Here is a 16291-nt window from a genome sequence, read left to right as displayed (position 1 = left end):
GTGGGCGGGTGGGCGGCAGAATGCCGCGGCGAACTCCCCCTCTGTCATTGGCCTGAGAGTTTCGCCGCTGCGCAGCTTTCACCTTCGGCACGATCCGCCGTCGTGACACGGATCGTTTTCCAGAGCGGCCGGGCACGTGCGGTACGGAACCTGAGAGATTGGCGGGGAGGCTTGCTCCTTCGGTGCCCGGCGTCCGCGGTGGCGGATGCCGGTGCTCTCCCGCACGGGTCATGCGGCCTGTCTTCAGTTACCCCGCCAGCATAGCGGGCGCACTAGTCGATGCACGCCCCCGACGCGACCGTCGCGGAGAGGGTGGGCGCCGCGTCGGCGACCGGGGCGAGTTCTGCCATCGTGACCGCGTACCCGCGACCGTCGTCGCCGTCGGCTCGGGCGAACACGACACCGGCGACGGCGCCGTCGGCGGTGAGGAGCGGTCCGCCGGAGTTGCCTGGACGCACCGCCGCCTGCAGAGAGTAGATCTCGCGAGGTGTGACGCCGGAGTCGTAGATGTCGGCGACGGGGACGGTGCCCACCGACAGGATCCCGGCCGTGATCGAGGTGAAGGGTCCCCCGAGGGGATACCCGTGCACGGCGCCGGACTGACCGGGCGTCATCGTCGACGCCTGCGGGATCACGGCGGCTCCGAGGTCATCGACGGCGATCACCGCGAGGTCGTCGACGGGATCGAAGTAGACGATCCGCCCCTCGCGGGCGGCCGCGCCGGGAAGCTCGACGATCGGGGTGTCGACACCTGCGACGACGTGCGCGTTGGTGACGACACGATCGGGGGCGATGACGAAGCCGCTGCCGGTCGCGCTGCGCCCACACGAGAATGCCGTTCCCGACACACGCGCGACGGATGCCGCAGCCCGCTGCAGATCGGGATCGTCGAGTTCGACGGGCGCGGTGGGTGTGGTGCCGCCGGGCCCGAGCAGGTTCCCCAGGCGCGGGATGCCTTCGTCGATGACGTGGCCGCGCAGCTCGGCGAGCGCGGTGTCGACGGGGTCGGGTGTCAGCCAGTCGAGGGTGCGCACGGCCTGCGAGGAGGAGATCGCCGTGGAGACTCCCGGGATGCCGATGCCGGCCACCGCGGGGGCGACGAGGACGATCGCGAGCCCGGCTGCGACGACGGAAGCCACCCCGCCCAGGAACCTCTCGATGCCGCGCAGTTTGAGTCTGTCGGTGCCCGATCGGAGGGCGGAGCCGATGGCCGCGCCGATTCCGGCGCCGAGCAACAGCAGCCCCGCCGCTGTGGCGAGGACGGCGGCTGCGCGCCACGCCTGCGAGGGCACCCACGCGCTGACCAGCGGCGTGAGCCAGAAGGCGGCGAAACCGCCGGCTGCGAGACCTGCGAGTGTGCCGATGCTCGCGAAGAAGCCGCGCTGGACGCCGGCGATGAGCGCAACGAGAAGCACCACAACGACCAGCACGTCGACGAGGATCACCCGTCAAGGGTAGGTACGCCATCTGGGAGCATGCCGCACACCTCCGCGTTTGCCTTCTGGTCATCGTGACTCTAAGATCTGTTTCCGGGAGGTTAGAGTCATGCCGACACAAAGCAGTCAGCCGGCGACGATCGCGTCGCCGGCCGCGGAGGACGTCACGCGCGTCGCGGTGTCGACCGTGATCTTCACCCTCCGCCGCACCGACGCCGCCGACTGCCCTGCGCTGGCGCTGCCGCTGGTTCGACGCACCCGGGACCCCTACGACGACCGGTGGGCCCTGCCCGGCGGGTGGCTCGACATCACCGAGAGCCTGGACGCCGCCGCGGCCCGTACCCTCGGCGAGACGACGGGCCTGGCCCCGAGCTACCTCGAGCAGCTCTACGCCTTCGGCGCCGTCGACCGCTCGCCCACACGGGTGGTGTCGATCGTCTACTGGGCACTGCTTCGCCCCGACGATGCATCGGCGGGCTTGCGTGACCAAGACGGATACGACCCCGAGAACGTCGCATGGTTCGCCGTCGACGACCTGCCGCACCTCGCCTTCGACCACAACGAGATCATCGACTACGCACTGTGGCGCCTGCGGAACAAGGTCGGCTACAGCAGGATCGCGCACGGTCTCCTCGCCGACGAGTTCACGCTCGCCGATCTTCGCGAGGTGTACGAATCGATCCTCGGCCGGCGTCTGGATCCGGCGAACTTCCGCCGCCAGGTCGAAGGATCGGGCACCCTTCTGCCCACCGACCGCTTCCGCACGGGAAACCACCGCCCCGCGCGCCTGTACCGCTACAACCATGAGGTCGCGCTGGCCGATCTCGGTCCACTCGCCCGCCGCTCCCCCCGAAGGAGTCCGTCATGACCGTCCACATCGCCCCGCCGCGAGTGATCGACCCGTCGGTCGATCACTCCATCCAGGCCATCGTCGCGGGTACGTCCACCGACGAGACGTGCAACACCGATCTCGCGGCCGCGCCCTGGACCTTCGACACGCGACCCGGCTACGGTCCGGGATCGTCGATGGGCGACGTGATCCCGACCGGCGCACCGCGGCAAGGCGAACTCCCCGCCGAGTACCGTGAGACATCCGACGCCGATCTCGAGGCGCGCATCGTGGCGGCGAAGGCCACTCTCGGCGATCGCGTCGTCGTGCTCGGTCACTTCTATCAACGCGAAGAGGTCGTCCGTCATGCCGACTATGTGGGTGACTCGTTCCAACTGGCCAATGCCGCGCTCGAGCACCCCGATGCCGAAGCGATCGTCTTCTGCGGTGTGCATTTCATGGCCGAGACCGCAGACCTTCTCTCGCGCCCCGAGCAGGCAGTCATCCTGCCGAACCTGGCCGCGGGGTGCTCGATGGCCGATATGGCCGACATCGACCAGGTCGAAGAGTGCTGGGAGCAGCTCGAAGACGTGTACGGCGACCTCGACACGCCCGATTCCGACGGCCTCCTGCCGATCATCCCGGTGACGTACATGAACTCGTCTGCGGCGATCAAGGGGTTCGTCGGCCGCCACCACGGCATCGTATGCACGTCCTCCAACGCCCGCACCGTGCTCGAGTGGGCCTTCGCCCGAGGGCGCCGCGTACTCTTCTTTCCCGACCAGCATCTCGGTCGCAACACCGCGAAGGCGATGGGCGTCCCGCTCGAGCACATGCCGATGTGGAACCCACGCAAGGCCCTCGGCGGATCGGATGCCCAGACACTGACCGACGCGCGCGTCGTGTTGTGGCACGGCTTCTGCTCGGTGCACCGCCGATTCTCCGTCGACCAGATCGACAAGGCCCGGGCCGAGAACCCGGACGTGCGCGTGATCGTGCACCCGGAATGTCCGATGGAGGTCGTCGATGCCGCCGATGAAGCAGGATCGACCGACTACATCCGCCGCGCGATCGCTGCGACCGAAGAGCCGACATCGTTCGCGATCGGCACCGAGATCAACCTGGTGCAGCGCCTGGCCGCGGCCCACCCGCAGCACGAGATCTTCTGCCTCGACCCCGTCGTCTGCCCTTGCTCGACGATGTACCGCATCCACCCCGGCTATCTCGCGTGGGTGCTCGAATCCCTCGTCTCCGGTGACGTCGTGAACCGCATCACCGTGCCCTCCGGCGTCGCCGACCCCGCTCGGGTGGCACTGGAGCGCATGCTCGCCGCGAAGCCCCCGGCATCCGTCACAGAACCGCAGACGTCATGACGACGGCACCGCGTGTCCTCGTCGTCGGTTCGGGAATCGCCGGTCTGACGGCAGCGCTGCGCGCGCTCGATGACGGATGCCGCGTCACCGTGCTCACGAAGGACACACTCGACCACACGGCCACCGCTCATGCGCAGGGCGGCATCGCCGGTGCCGTCTTCGCCGGCGACACGACCGACGCACACCTGCACGACACCCTCGTGGCCGGGGCGGGCTGGAACGACCCCGAGGCGGTGCGGGTGCTCGTGGACGAGGGCCCCCTGCGCATCCGCGAACTCGTCGATCTGGGCGTCGCTTTCGACCGCGACGCCGACGGCCGGCTCATGCGGGGTCTCGAGGCCGCGCATTCGTATCCGCGGATCCTGCACGCGGGAGGCGATGCCACAGGGCGCGCTCTGCAAGACGCGCTGAGCTCTCGGATCCGTTCCCGCGGGGTCGAAATCCGCGAGAACACCCTCGCCGTCGACCTCGTTCTCCGCGACGGTCGCGCCGTGGGGGTGGACGTCCTCGCGGGTCGTGATCGTCAGGTGATCGACGCGGACGCGGTGATCCTCGCCACGGGTGGGGCGGGACTGCTGTACCCGCACACGACGAACCCGGCGGTGGCGACCGGCGACGGCGTGGCGGTCGCGCTGCGCGCCGGTGCACGGGTCGACGACCTCGAGTTCGTCCAGTTCCACCCGACGGTGCTCGCCGCAGGCGAGGCTTTTCTGGTCTCCGAAGCCGTCCGCGGCGAGGGTGCGGTCCTGCGCGACGACAGCGGCCACCGCTTCGCGCTCGACGCCCACCCCGACGGTGAACTCGCTCCCCGCGACGTCGTCTCCCGTGCGATCGCCGATGCGATGCTTCGGCAGAACGGGCGGCCCGTCGAGCTCGACGCGACGGGCATCCGCGGTACCGAATCCGAGACGCGCGCGTTCCTCGCGTCGCGGTTTCCGACCATCCACGACGCCGTGACCGCGCGGGGAATCGACTGGGCGGTCGCGCCCGTTCCGGTGACACCCGCCGCGCACTACCTCATGGGCGGCGTCACGACCGATCTGGACGGACGCACGAGCATTCCCGGGCTGTACGCCGTGGGCGAGGTCGCACGCACGGGTGTGCACGGCGCCAACCGCCTCGCGTCCAACTCGCTGCTCGAAGGAGCCGTCTTCGGCGCGCGGGCCGGGGCGGTCGTCGCACCCGATGCGCGCAGTCGCGCGTGGCCATCCGCCCGCCAGTCCACCCCCGCCCGCCGTGCGGCGTCGGCCGTCGACGCTCCCCCGTTCACCCGCACAGCACTTCAGGCCCTGATGTGGGAGCACGCCGGTCTGGTGCGGAATGCCGACGGTTTGGCGCACGCCGCATCCGTTCTCGCCGTCTGGGGCCCTGCTTCCGCGCCCTCCACCGCGGCGGAGATCGAAGACGCCAATCTCCTGCTCGTCGCGCGAGCCGTCGTCGACGCCGCCCTTGCGCGCAGCGGATCGGCGGGCGCCCATCACCGCAGCGACGACCCCGTCGACGCGCATCGACACGTGGAGGTCGCCCCATGCTGACCCAGACGACCATCGACCGCGTGGTGGCGGCCGCGCTCGACGAAGATGCGCCGTGGGGCGACATCACGAGCGAGACACTCCTCCCGGTCGCCGCGTCGGCACGCGCCGACCTCGTGGCGCGTGAAGAGGGCGTGTTCTCGGGCGCTGACGTGTTCGCTGCGGCCTTCCGTCTCACCGACCCACGGATCGAGGTGCGCCTCGAGATCGCAGACGGCGAGCGCTTCACCCCCGGTGACGTGCTCGCGACGGTCACCGGTCCCGCACGGTCCGTGCTCACGGCCGAACGGATCGGGCTGAACTTCACCCAGCGCATGTCGGGGATCGCCACGCTGACCGCCCGCTACGTCGCCGAGGTGGCCCACACCGCGGCACGCATCGTCGACACGCGCAAGACCACCCCGGGCCTGCGGGCGTTCGAGCGCCGCGCGGTGCGTGACGGTGGCGGGCACAATCACCGCGCGTCGCTGTCGGACGCGGTGCTCGCCAAAGACAATCACCTGGCCGTCCTCACGCGCGGGGGGACGTCGGTGACCGACGCGCTCCGCGCCGCGATCGCGACACTCCCCCATACGACGCACGTCGAAGTCGAGGTCGATCGCCTCGATCAGATCGAGCCGGTGCTCAGGGCAGGAATCGGCACGATCATGCTCGACAACTTCTCGCTCGCCGACCTGCGCACCGGTGTCGCCCAGGTCGCCGGACGGGCGGTGGTGGAGGCGTCCGGAGGGGTGTCCCTCGCCACGGTGCGCGCGATCGCCGAGACAGGCGTCGACGTCATCTCGGTGGGTGCGCTCACCCACTCGGCGCCGGCCCTCGACCTCGGACTGGACGTCGTCATCGACGCGGCCTGACCATGCTCTACCTCGACAACGCGGCGACGACGGCCGTCCGCCCCGAAGTCACCGCGGCGATGATGCCGTACCTCACCGAGTGGGTCGGCAACCCGTCGAGCCACCACACGGTGGGCGAGGCCGCTGCCGACGCGCTCGCCGACGCTCGGCAACGCATCGCCCGTCTGGCGGGCATGCGCGCGTCCGACGTCGTCTTCACCTCCGGCGGCACCGAGGCCAACAATCTCGCCGTCAAGGGAATCGCTCTCGGCGCGGCGCAGGCCCGGGGTGCCCGACACGTCGTGACGACGCCCATCGAGCACGAGTCGGTGCTGGCATCGGCCGACTACCTGACGCGATGGCATGACGTGGAGGTCACGATGGTGCCGGTCGATGACACGGGCATGGTCGACCCCGAGATCCTCGATCGGGTGCTTCGCGACGACACCGCGCTCGTATCGATCGGCTATGCGAACAACGAGGTCGGCACGGTGCAGGATGCCGCGGCCCTCGCCGCCGTCACGCACGAGCGCCGCGTCCCCCTCCATCTCGACGCCGTGCAGGCCACCGGCTGGCTTCCGCTTTCGGGGACGAATGCCGACGCGCTCTCCCTCGCCGGGCACAAGATCGGGACACCCCAGGGCATCGGGGCGCTCCTGGTGCGTGGGCGCGTGCCGGTCGAACCCCTCCTCCACGGCGGTGGTCAGGAACGCGGTCGCCGCAGCGGCACCGAGAACGTCGCGGGCGCGGTGGGCCTCGCGACCGCGCTCGAACTCGCCGAGGCCGAACGCGCACAGGCGGCAGCGCGTGTCGCTGCCCTGCGGGATGCCTTCGTCGCTGCTGTCCTCATGCGCGTTCCCGGCGCCGTCCTCACCGGCCATCCCACCCGGCGACTGCCGGGCACCGCGAGCTTCGTCTTCCCCGGCACCAGCGGCGAGGCCGTGCTGCTCAATCTCGAGCGCCGCGGCATCGTGTCCTCAAGCGGATCGGCGTGCGCCGCCGGCAGCGACGATCCGTCCCACGTTCTCGTGGCCCTCGGCATCGACCCGACGGTCGCGCAGACCGCGGTGCGCTTCAGCTTCCCGCACCGGGTCGCCGGCCGGGTCGACCCGCACCTGCTCGCGGAGGCGGTTGCGGCATCCGTCGCGGCAGTAGCATCGGGCGGGTGAGACCACCCGCGGCGATCACGGTCATCGTGCCCGGATTCGACGTCGCCCCCTACGCGCCTGCCGCGCTCACATCGTTGCGCGCACAGACGCGCCACGACTTCATCGCCGTGCTCGTCGACGACGGTTCGACCGACGAAACGGGGGCGATGTTCGACACCGTCGCCTCCGAGGACAACCGGTTTCGTGTGGTGCACCACGACCTGCGCCGAGGATTGAGCGCGGCGCGCAACACCGGGCTGGACCTCGTGACCACGCCGTTCGTCGGGTTCCTCGACGCCGACGATGTCCTCGATCCTCATGCGCTGGCCACGCTCGTCGGCAGTCTGGAGCGCACGGGCAGCGATCTCGCCGTCGGCGCCTACGTGCGTCTCCGCCCGGACGATGCCGGCAGGTACGTCTCGGGCGAGGTTCAGCCGTGGGTCGCTGCAGCAACCGACCCGGCGCGCCAGCGGGCCACGCTCGAGTCGCATCCCGACGTTGCGAACAACATCGTCGCCTGGTCGAAGGTCACACGGGCAGAGATGTGGCGCGACCTGCGCTTCCCCGCGGGCAAGGCCTACGAAGATCAGGTCGTCGCTCAGCTGCTCTACACCCGCGCGCGGGCGTTCGACGTCGTCCCCGACGTCGTCGTGCAGTGGCGCGTGCGCGCTGAAGGCACCTCGATCACGCAGCGACGCGAGGCCCTCCCCGTCTTGCGTGACTATCTCGAGGCCCTCGCCGGCGGTCTCGCCGTGCTCGACGCATCCGGCGCCACGGCTGCCGCGGCATCCCGCGTCGCTCTCATGTTCTCGCTGGACCTTCCGCCGCTCGTGCAGATCGCCCGAGACCACCCGGACCCGCGCTATCGCACACTCCTCGGAGCAACAGTGCGCGCCCTCGCCCCCCGCACCGACGTTCCGCTCGACGTCCGGCCTGCCCTGTCCTGGTAGCCCCTCATCCTCTGCCGCGGTCGGCCGGCGGGCCTACTCGGCTTCGGCGGCCTGCTCGGCTTCGAGAATGCGGGATGCCGCCAGTTGCTCCACGGCGAGCTCGGCGTAGAGGCCGCCCGCGGCCAACAGCGACATGTGCGTGCCCGACTCGACGATGCGCCCGGCCTCGACGACGTGGATGACGTCGGCGGAGATCACCGTCGAGAGGCGATGGGCGATCGACAACGTCGTGCGGCCGCGGGCCGCGGCATCCAACGCCTCTTGCACGACACGTTCCGACACCGTGTCCAGTGCCGAGGTCGCCTCGTCCAGAAGCAACACCGGAGGGTCCTTCAAGAGCACGCGCGCGATCGCGATCCGTTGCTTTTCGCCGCCCGAGAGTCGGTAGCCGCGCTCCCCGACGACGGTGTCGTAACCGTGTTCGAAGCTCTCGATCACGTGATGGATGTTCGCGGACCGACACGCGGCGACGATCTCCTCCTCCGTGGCATCCGGTTTCGCATACCGCAGGTTCTCGCGGATCGTCGCGTGGAAAAGATATGTCTCCTGCGACACGATCCCGACCTCGTCGATGATCGACTCCTGCGTGAGATCACGCACGTCGGCTCCGGCGAACACCACGGCGCCCTCCGACACCTCGTACATCCGCGGAGTCAGATACAGGACGGTGGTCTTTCCCGCCCCCGACGGCCCGACGAAGGCGACGTGCTGACCGGGCTCGGCGACGAACGAGACTCCGCGCAGGGTGGGGCGCGCCGAATCCGCGGCATCGGGATAGCGGAAGACCACATCGCGGAACTCGATCCTGCCCACCGGGCCAGGAGCGCGGTCCACCGGGACCGCCCCCTCACGGTCGCTGATCGCGGGGGTCAGGTCGAGGTACTCGAAGATGCGGGCGAAAAGGGCGCCCGACGTCTGCAGGTCGAGCGCGACCCGCATGAGGCCCATGAGCGGCATGAGAAGTCGGGCCTGCACGGTGGTGAACGCGACGATCGTGCCGGCGGTGATCGTGTCGACACCGCCGGTGATGAAGAGGCCAGATACGAGGTAGATGACTGCCGGCACGCTGGCCATCAGCACCTGCACGACGGCGAAGAACCCCTGGCCGCTCATCGCGCGCCGCACCTGGAGTCGCACCTGGTTGCCGTTCTCGTCGGCGTAGCGAGCCGACTCGGTGCGTTGGCGGTTGAACGACTTCGACAGCAGGATGCCCGACACGCTCAGCGTCTCTTGCGTGATGGCCGTCAACTCCGACAACGACTCCTGCGTCTCACCGGCGATGCGCGCCCGCACCTGGCCGACGCGCCGCTGCACGATCACGAGGAACGGCATGATCACCACGGCGATGAGGGTGAGCCGCCAGTCGATGATGATCATTGCGACGAGCGACGCGATGACGGTGACGGCGTTGCCAAGGATGCTGGTGACCGTGTTCGTCAGCACGTCGGCGACGCCTCCGACGTCGTTCTGAAGCCGCGACTGGATGACGCCTGTCTTGGTGCGCGTGAAGAACCCGAGCTCCATCGACTGGAGATGGTCGAACAGGCGCACGCGCAAGTCGCCGGTGACACGGTTGCCGACGGTGGAGGTGAACCAGGTCTGAGCGACACCGAGCACCGCCGATAGCAGGAACAGCGCGATCATCGCCAGAACGAGGCGCCACAACAAGGCGATGTCGGGTGGGCCCCCGGCGACGGGAAACAGCGCATCGTCGAAGACCCGCTGGACGATGAGCGGCGGGATCACCCCGACGCCCGCTCCGACGACCACCAGCAGTGCCGTGATGACCATCCGTCCCGTGTACGGGCGGAAGAGCGCGATCACGCGGCGACCGAGATGCGGGATGCGCGGCGCTTCGGCGTTGAGCCTGCGCTGCGCATCGGCGTCGACGCCGCGGAACCGCCCGCCGCGTCCACCCATACTCACGCCCGTCAGCCTACTCAGCCCGGCGGACACGGGGGCTAGGCTGAACCCATGACTTCGACGCCCGAGCACCCCGCACACGACGGATCCGACCTCGCCGAACTGCGCGAGGAGATCGATGAGTTGAAGGCCATCCCCGAGGAGGAGATCGTCAACCCGCTCCCGACCTCCGTTGAGCAGAACGAACCCACCCCGCACGCCACCGACGCCATCGGCAGTGAAAAGTGGGACCGCTCGGTCGACGAGGAATCCCTCGAGCAGGAGTGACGCGGCGCGGTACCCCGCCCGCTCACGGGGTCCCGCCGAACCACATCGAATCCCGGCCCGACACGGATCGGGAATGAGATGTCCCCTCCCCCGGTTACCCTGAGAGCTTGCCATCCTCGGGTGGCTCATCCGCCACTTGACCGAGCCTCGAGGAGACCGCATGGCCGCCGACCTCCGTGCCGATACGAACAGCACACCGGTCATGCCGTCGACACCGCCGGCAGTGCTGGGTCCCGCAGAGACCCGCGTCATCTGGCTGCTGCTCTCCGCCGCCTTCGTCGCGATCCTCAACGAGACGACGATGGGCGTGGCGATCCCGCATCTCATCGACGATCTCGGCATCACCGCGGTCGCCGCGCAGTGGCTCACGACGGCATTCATGCTCACGATGGCGGTGGTCATCCCGATCACCGGCTTCCTCATCCGGCGTTTCACGACCCGGTCGATGTTCATCGCGGCGATGTCGTTGTTCACCCTCGGGACGCTCATCGCTTTCCTGTCCCCAGGGTTCCCTCTGCTCGTCGTGGCACGCGTCGTCCAGGCATCGGGAACCGCGATCATGATGCCGCTGCTCATGACGACTCTCATGACGATCGTGCCGCCACAGTCCCGTGGGCGGATGATGGGCCGCGTGTCCATCGTCATGGCGCTCGCGCCGGCCATCGGACCCACGATGTCAGGGCTCATCCTCGACTCGCTCGGCTGGCGCTGGATCTTCGGCATCATCCTGCCGATCGCCGTCGTCGCCCTCACCGTGGGCGCGCGATGGATCACGAACCTCGGCGAGAACACCCACGCACCGATCGATGTGCTGTCGGTCATCCTCTCGGCCTTCGGGTTCGGCGGGTTGGTCTACGGACTGAGCCAGATCGGTGGTGGTGAGGGAGGCGCCGAGGTGTCGTCGGCGGATGCCGCGGCAGCGGGAATGACCTCGACCATCTCGCTCGTGGTGTCGCTGTCGATCGGCGCGGTCGCCCTGGCCCTCTTCATCTGGCGCCAGCTTGCCCTCCAGCGGCGCGACGTCGCACTGCTCGACCTGCGCGCGTTCCGCTCGCTGAACTTCTCGCTGTCGATCGCCCAGATCGGCGTGATGTCGCTCGCGTTCTTCGGGGTCATCACGCTCCTCCCGCTCTACATGCAGCGTGTTCTCGGAGTCTCCGCCCTCGAAACCGGTCTCGTCGTCTTGCCCGGCGCACTGGCGATGGGTTTGGCAGGCCCCTTGATCGGTCGCATCTATGACCGCTGGGGAACCCGCGTCCTGCTGATCCCCGGCTCGCTCATCATCGTCACCCTGTTGTGGTTCTTCGCGCTCACTTTGAGCGACACCACCCCGGTGTGGGTGATCGCGATCGCCCAGACCGCGCTGTCCATCGGTCTCGCGCTGTCGTTCACGCCGCTCTTCACCGCTTCGCTCGGCTCACTCGAGCCGCGCTTCTACTCGTATGGATCGGCGATCCTCGGTACCGTACAGCAGGTCGCCGGCGCCGCCGGGGTCGCACTCTTGATCACGCTCATGTCGACGGGCACCGCATCGGCGATCGCCGACGGCGTCCCCGAGCAGGTCGCGGGTGCCGCCGGCGCGCACCTGGCGTTCACCGTCGCCGCGATCATCGCGATGCCGCTCGTGGTCGGCGCCACGCTGATCCGCAAGCCCGCCGACGTGGTCGGGGGGCCGGCAGGCACCGCACACTGACCTCCGCGTGGCGACAGGCCCTCGGCGCCCTAGTGGTGGGTGAACGCCTTGAGCGCGACCAGGATCAGCCCGAACCCTGCCGTGATGAGCGCGCTGACGAAGCGCGGCCACAGGCGCTTCGTCCACCGCGCGACCGCGAACCAACCGAGGATCGCGAGCAGCACAGTGTCGATGATGAGCGCCGACCAGATCGCGAGATCGTCGTCGATCACACGCGTCGTGCCCAGCAGCAGGATGACCAGCGGTGGAACCGCCGCGACCAGCATCCCTCGGGAATGCCTCGCTGCTCCCCGTAACGAGGACCAGAGTCCTGCCGCGCCGTCCGTCGCTGCGAGACGCGCAAGGGTACCCGCGTAGACGTGGGCCGCGAAGAACACGAGGACGGTGACGGCCACTGTCACCAACGCGTTGAATGAAGTGCCGACGAGGCTGTTGCTGACGACGATCATCCCCGATACGAGGATGAGGCCGTAGACGGCCTCCTCAGACTGGAGGACTCGGGCGACCGCGGGACCCGGACTCAGACCGGTCTCGGACGCCATGACTGATCGCTGTCAGTCAGTCGAGCAGCTGCCACCGCAGCACGAACCGGTCGACTCGGACGTCGCGAGCAGGTTCATGTCGTCCGGCACAGGCTGCAGCGAGGTCGAACCGGAAGTCGGAACCGAGGATGAAGTCGTCATACGCTCCATGCTACCCGCGTCATCTGCCACCGGGACGCCTTTGTAGAGCACTTCCCGTATGGGTGCAACCCCCTCTCTGCCGTCTCCGCGCGGCCGTACCGTGGCCGTACCCCCACAACCGAAGGAGGACTTCATGGGTGACCTGACAGGCAAGAAGATCGCTTTCCTTCTCACTGACGGATTCGAAGACAGCGAACTGACGTCGCCGTGGACTGCGGTCGTCCAAAGCGGCGCATCCGCCACGCTCGTCTCACCGGCCGAGGGCCAGGTGGAGGGAAAGAACGGTCACGTCCAGGCGGTCGATCTCGCCTCAAGCGGGGCCGTTGCCGACGACTTCGACGCACTCGTCCTTCCGGGCGGTGTCGTCAACGCCGACCACCTTCGTCTGGATGAGGCTGCCGTCGCTTTCACGCGCGACTTCTTCGCTCATCACAAGCCCGTGGCAGTCATCTGCCACGGCGGGTGGATCCTCACTGACGCCGACGTGCTGCAAGGCCGAACGGTGACGAGTTACCCGAGCCTGAAAACCGACCTCCGAAACGCAGGTGCGACATGGGTGGATGAAGAAGTGGTCGTCGACCAGGGACTGGTCACGAGTCGCACTCCGGCCGACCTTCCGGCGTTCAACGCAAAGCTGATCGAGGAGGTCGCGGAAGGAGCCCACGCGGGCCAGACCACGTGAGCCGGTGCGGGCGGGGCGATCCGAGCGCTCCGCCCGCCGCTCCTGCAACAGGGGTGAGCGCGAGTGTGGTCAGAGGTGATGTTGCATCGCGATCGAGCGAATCGACTGGGCGGTCAGCTCCGGCCAGGACAGGGCCAGATCGCTGCGCTGTGCGACCGGGGCGCTCACGGCGGCGCCGATGCGCTCACGCAGGAGCTCCCCGTTCTCGCATCCGGTGATGTCGATCGCGACGACGTCGACGTCACGTCCCAACTCACGCTCAAGCGCGACGTGAAGTTTCATCGCAAGACGCGCGGCGTTGGGCAGGCAACTGCCCGGGGGCATCGCCCCGCGGTGTGTGTAGGGGATGAAGAGGTGCACCAGTCGATCGTCCGCACGCGCGATGCCGCTGACGTCGGCGAACGCCTGCCGCAAGTGACGTTTGACCGCGGTGCGAGTGGCACACTCGCCGAGGTCGATCCCCCAGACGAGGGCGCGTGGTGCAGCCGTGGCCTCGGCTTGATCGACGGTGAGTTCCGTGAGTGCGGGCAGATGGTCGCCCCGCACGAGAATGTCGGATGACATCGGCGGTATGTTCCTCCTCGATCACCGACCGGATCGCGTCTTTCCTGCTCGATCTGCCCGCATCGGGCGGCAAACCGCATCTGAGCATACGCCTTCCCGAAGCCATCACGGATCACCACACCACATCGCGATCCCGCCGCAAGCCCATGGGCGGTTGCACGGCCACGGTCTATCGTTGCGGGCATGTGGTTCGACACCTGGTCCGACGTGCTCCGCGTGCTGCTCGTGGGGGTCGCCGCCTACCTGTCTCTGCTCGTCCTGATCAGGATCTCGGGCAAGCGCACGCTCGCCCAGTTCAACGCGTTCGATCTGGTGGTCACGGTGGCCCTCGGTTCCACCCTCGCGACGATCCTGCTGACCTCCGACGTCTCGTTCGTCGAGGGCGCCGTCGCCCTGGCGCTGCTGCTGGGGTTGCAGGTACTCATCGCCTTGGCAGTGACGTTCTCGCGCCCTCTCCGCCGGGCGATCACCGCACAACCCACACTGCTGGTCTGGGAAGGGCGACTGGATGCATCGGCGATGCGTGCTCATCGAGTCTCGCGCGGTGATGTGCTGCAGGCGATCCGGCAGGGTGGGCACGGCGATCTCGCAGACGTCGGTGCGGTCATCCTCGAGAGCAACGGCAGGATCAGCGTCATCGCCGCAGGAGCCATCGGCGATGGATCGAGCCTCGAAGGACTCCTCCCTCACGAGTGAGCGCGGGCTGTCAAGCCCCGTGTGCGAGCGGAGACGACGCTGCACAGTGGAGATGGCAAGAGAGGAGCGCAGGAATGAACGATTCACGCCACGACCCCCACGGCCCCGCCCGACTGCCGGATGAACAGCCGCCCGATCCGACAGACCTACGCAACCAGTCGGCCTTGCAAGCCGGCTCGACCCGCCGCTGGCTCATTCCCTCTGCGGTGCTCGCCGTCGTCACGATCGTGCTGTTCTGCCTTGCCTTCCAGCTACAACCGGTGCTTCCGCTCGTCGGGATCGTGTTCGTCATGGGGATGTGGATCGCCATGTTCGTCGTCGCGCGCAAGGGGGGTCGCGGTGTGCGGACCAACCGCATACTCGCCTGGCTCATGGGCGGTCTCGCTGTCGGTGCGCTCCTGGTCGCGATCGGCATCTACCTCGTCGAAACGCTGAGCACGCTCTCGGGGCCCTCGTGAGCAACTCCCGCGACCATGACATCGTCCTGCTGGGTGCAACCGGGTTCGTCGGCAGGTTCACGGCCAGTCACCTGGCACGGTCGGCTCCGCGGGGAATGCGCATCGCGCTCGCGGGGCGTTCCACCGAGCGACTGCGACGGCTGGCTGAGGAGCTCGGTATCGACTGGGAGCTCATCGAGGTCGACACGTCCGACGACGTCGCGGTGACGCGGTTGGCAGAATCCGCGTCGGTCATCGCCACGACGGTCGGGCCCTACCTGCGGTACGGCGTGGCGGTCGCCGAGGCCTGTGCGCGCGCAGGAACCTCCTACACCGACCTGTCAGGTGAGAGCGTTTTCGTCGCGCGGAGCATCGCCGGCAACCACGCCGCAGCCGCCGACACCGGGGCGCGTCTCGTGCACTCGTGCGGTTTCGATTCCATCCCGTCCGACCTCGGCCTCGGCTTGGCGCATGCCGCCGCCGGCGGGGTCCCCCTGGTCGCCGCGACGTTGCGCGTCCGCTCGCTGCGCGGCGGCGTCAGCGGAGGCACGATCGACTCACTGAGACAACAGATGATCGAGGCGGGATCGGATGCCGCCGCACGACGCATCGTCAGCGATCCCTACGCGCTGACGCCCGGGCCGACTGTGCGACTGCCCTGGCGCGCGGGCAGTGGGTGGGGCAAGGAACAGGGACGGTGGCAGGCGCCCTTCGTCATGGGGCTCTACAACCAGCAGATCGTGCAGCGCTCGAATGCATTGAGCGGATGGAGTTACGGCCAGCTGTTGCGCTACCGCGAGGTGGTGTCGACGGGGCGCGGACCGGCCGGCGCGATACGCGCGGCCGCGGTCACTCTGGGAACCGGAGCACTGGTCGGAGCACTGTCCTTGCCGCCGACGAGGGCTCTGCTCGATCGTGTGTTGCCTTCCCCGGGCGACGGGCCCGACCAACGAGCTATCGCGAACGGACGCTTTGCAGTGGAGATCGACGTCTACCCGGTCGAGGGAGAGCCCGTGCGCGCCCGCGTGGCGGCCCCCTATGACCCGGGGTATTCCGGTACGGGCATCATGCTCGCCGAAGCCGCACTGAGCCTCGCCTCTGACGATCTGCCGGCCCGGTCGGGCGTCCTGACGCCGATGGTCGCGATGGGTGAGCACCTCGCGTCACGCTTGCGCACAAACGGCTTCACGATCGATGTTTCGCCCCTCGCCTGATCGACACTCGCGACGGCATCGACGCGCTGAG

General features: G+C 68.7%; 17 protein-coding genes and 2 riboswitches. Of the genes, 12 read left to right on the top strand and 5 right to left on the bottom strand.

What is annotated here, in order from left to right; all coding sequences use genetic code 11:
• Positions 1–34: 34 nt before the first annotated feature.
• Positions 35–128, bottom strand: a riboswitch (glycine riboswitch).
• A 1-nt stretch (position 129) separates the two neighbouring features.
• Positions 130–232, bottom strand: a riboswitch (glycine riboswitch).
• Between the two features lie 40 nt (positions 233–272).
• A complete protein-coding gene (locus tag ACFQZV_RS07435) occupies positions 273–1445 on the bottom strand; it encodes a MarP family serine protease (RefSeq protein ID WP_378750172.1) in 1173 nt (390 codons plus the stop codon).
• Positions 1446–1545: 100 nt separating this feature from the next.
• Here ACFQZV_RS07435 and ACFQZV_RS07430 point away from each other — a divergent pair, with 100 nt between their 5' ends.
• From ACFQZV_RS07430 to ACFQZV_RS07405, 6 genes are read left to right on the top strand one after another with little or no spacing between them, the layout of a single operon-like run.
• A complete protein-coding gene (locus ACFQZV_RS07430) occupies positions 1546–2304 on the top strand; it encodes an NUDIX hydrolase (RefSeq protein ID WP_378750174.1) in 759 nt (252 codons plus the stop codon).
• A complete protein-coding gene (gene nadA / locus ACFQZV_RS07425) occupies positions 2301–3638 on the top strand; it encodes a quinolinate synthase NadA (protein ID WP_378750176.1) in 1338 nt (445 codons plus the stop codon). Before ACFQZV_RS07430 ends, nadA begins: the two co-directional genes overlap by 4 nt.
• Positions 3635–5173 carry an L-aspartate oxidase gene (nadB, locus tag ACFQZV_RS07420; RefSeq protein WP_378750178.1) on the top strand — a complete coding sequence of 513 codons (1539 nt, stop codon included), beginning with the start codon at positions 3635–3637 and terminating at the stop codon, positions 5171–5173. Before nadA ends, nadB begins: the two co-directional genes overlap by 4 nt.
• Positions 5167–6024, top strand: a complete 858-nt coding sequence (nadC, locus tag ACFQZV_RS07415) for a carboxylating nicotinate-nucleotide diphosphorylase (protein ID WP_378750180.1) — start codon at positions 5167–5169, stop codon at positions 6022–6024. The genes nadB and nadC overlap by 7 nt, the downstream gene beginning before the upstream one ends.
• Before the next feature lie 2 nt (positions 6025–6026).
• Positions 6027–7172, top strand: coding sequence for a cysteine desulfurase family protein (locus ACFQZV_RS07410; protein WP_378750182.1), 1146 nt, complete (start codon positions 6027–6029; stop codon positions 7170–7172).
• Positions 7169–8101 (top strand): glycosyltransferase family 2 protein, encoded by a 933-nt coding sequence (locus ACFQZV_RS07405; RefSeq protein ID WP_378750184.1) that lies wholly within the window; start codon positions 7169–7171, stop codon positions 8099–8101. The genes ACFQZV_RS07410 and ACFQZV_RS07405 overlap by 4 nt, the downstream gene beginning before the upstream one ends.
• A 33-nt stretch (positions 8102–8134) precedes the next feature.
• On the opposite strand, the gene ACFQZV_RS07400 is transcribed toward ACFQZV_RS07405, so the two are convergent.
• On the bottom strand, positions 8135–10021 hold the full coding sequence (locus tag ACFQZV_RS07400; RefSeq protein WP_378750417.1) for an ABC transporter ATP-binding protein: 1887 nt from the start codon (positions 10019–10021) through the stop codon (positions 8135–8137).
• Between the two features lie 54 nt (positions 10022–10075).
• Between ACFQZV_RS07400 and ACFQZV_RS07395 the strand changes: the two genes are divergently transcribed.
• Both ACFQZV_RS07395 and ACFQZV_RS07390 read left to right on the top strand, forming a co-directional pair.
• A complete protein-coding gene (locus ACFQZV_RS07395; protein WP_378750186.1) occupies positions 10076–10291 on the top strand; it encodes a hypothetical protein in 216 nt (71 codons plus the stop codon).
• A 160-nt stretch (positions 10292–10451) separates the two neighbouring features.
• A complete protein-coding gene (locus tag ACFQZV_RS07390; protein WP_378750188.1) occupies positions 10452–11984 on the top strand; it encodes an MDR family MFS transporter in 1533 nt (510 codons plus the stop codon).
• 29 nt (positions 11985–12013) lie between these two features.
• Here ACFQZV_RS07390 and ACFQZV_RS07385 read toward each other — a convergent pair whose 3' ends face one another.
• Entirely contained in the window at positions 12014–12526 is a 513-nt protein-coding gene (locus tag ACFQZV_RS07385; RefSeq protein ID WP_378750190.1) for a hypothetical protein, read from the bottom strand.
• Between the two features lie 12 nt (positions 12527–12538).
• Positions 12539–12667, bottom strand: coding sequence for a hypothetical protein (locus ACFQZV_RS07380; RefSeq protein WP_378750192.1), 129 nt, complete (start codon positions 12665–12667; stop codon positions 12539–12541).
• 133 nt (positions 12668–12800) lie between these two features.
• On the opposite strand from ACFQZV_RS07380, the gene ACFQZV_RS07375 reads away from it, so the two are divergent.
• Complete coding sequence (locus ACFQZV_RS07375) at positions 12801–13349, top strand: type 1 glutamine amidotransferase domain-containing protein (RefSeq protein WP_378750193.1); 549 nt, start codon at positions 12801–12803, stop codon at positions 13347–13349.
• A 69-nt stretch (positions 13350–13418) separates the two neighbouring features.
• Here ACFQZV_RS07375 and ACFQZV_RS07370 read toward each other — a convergent pair whose 3' ends face one another.
• A complete protein-coding gene (locus ACFQZV_RS07370; RefSeq protein WP_378750195.1) occupies positions 13419–13913 on the bottom strand; it encodes a hypothetical protein in 495 nt (164 codons plus the stop codon).
• A gap of 183 nt (positions 13914–14096) precedes the next feature.
• Between ACFQZV_RS07370 and ACFQZV_RS07365 the strand changes: the two genes are divergently transcribed.
• From ACFQZV_RS07365 to ACFQZV_RS07355, 3 genes are all read left to right on the top strand, one after another.
• Entirely contained in the window at positions 14097–14609 is a 513-nt protein-coding gene (locus tag ACFQZV_RS07365; protein ID WP_378750197.1) for a DUF421 domain-containing protein, read from the top strand.
• Positions 14610–14683: 74 nt separating this feature from the next.
• Complete coding sequence (locus ACFQZV_RS07360) at positions 14684–15067, top strand: hypothetical protein (RefSeq protein WP_378750199.1); 384 nt, start codon at positions 14684–14686, stop codon at positions 15065–15067.
• The gene (locus ACFQZV_RS07355) at positions 15064–16260 is read left to right on the top strand and encodes a saccharopine dehydrogenase family protein (RefSeq protein WP_378750201.1); all 1197 of its coding nucleotides are present in this window, start codon (positions 15064–15066) and stop codon (positions 16258–16260) included. Before ACFQZV_RS07360 ends, ACFQZV_RS07355 begins: the two co-directional genes overlap by 4 nt.
• Positions 16261–16291: the final 31 nt, after the last annotated feature.

Origin of the sequence: Microbacterium koreense (assembly GCF_042677105.1) — a bacterium.
Classification (GTDB): Bacteria; Actinomycetota; Actinomycetes; order Actinomycetales; family Microbacteriaceae; genus Microbacterium; species Microbacterium koreense.
The sequence above is the reverse complement of the archived record's forward strand: the minus strand, read 5'-3'. Positions and strand labels throughout refer to the sequence as shown.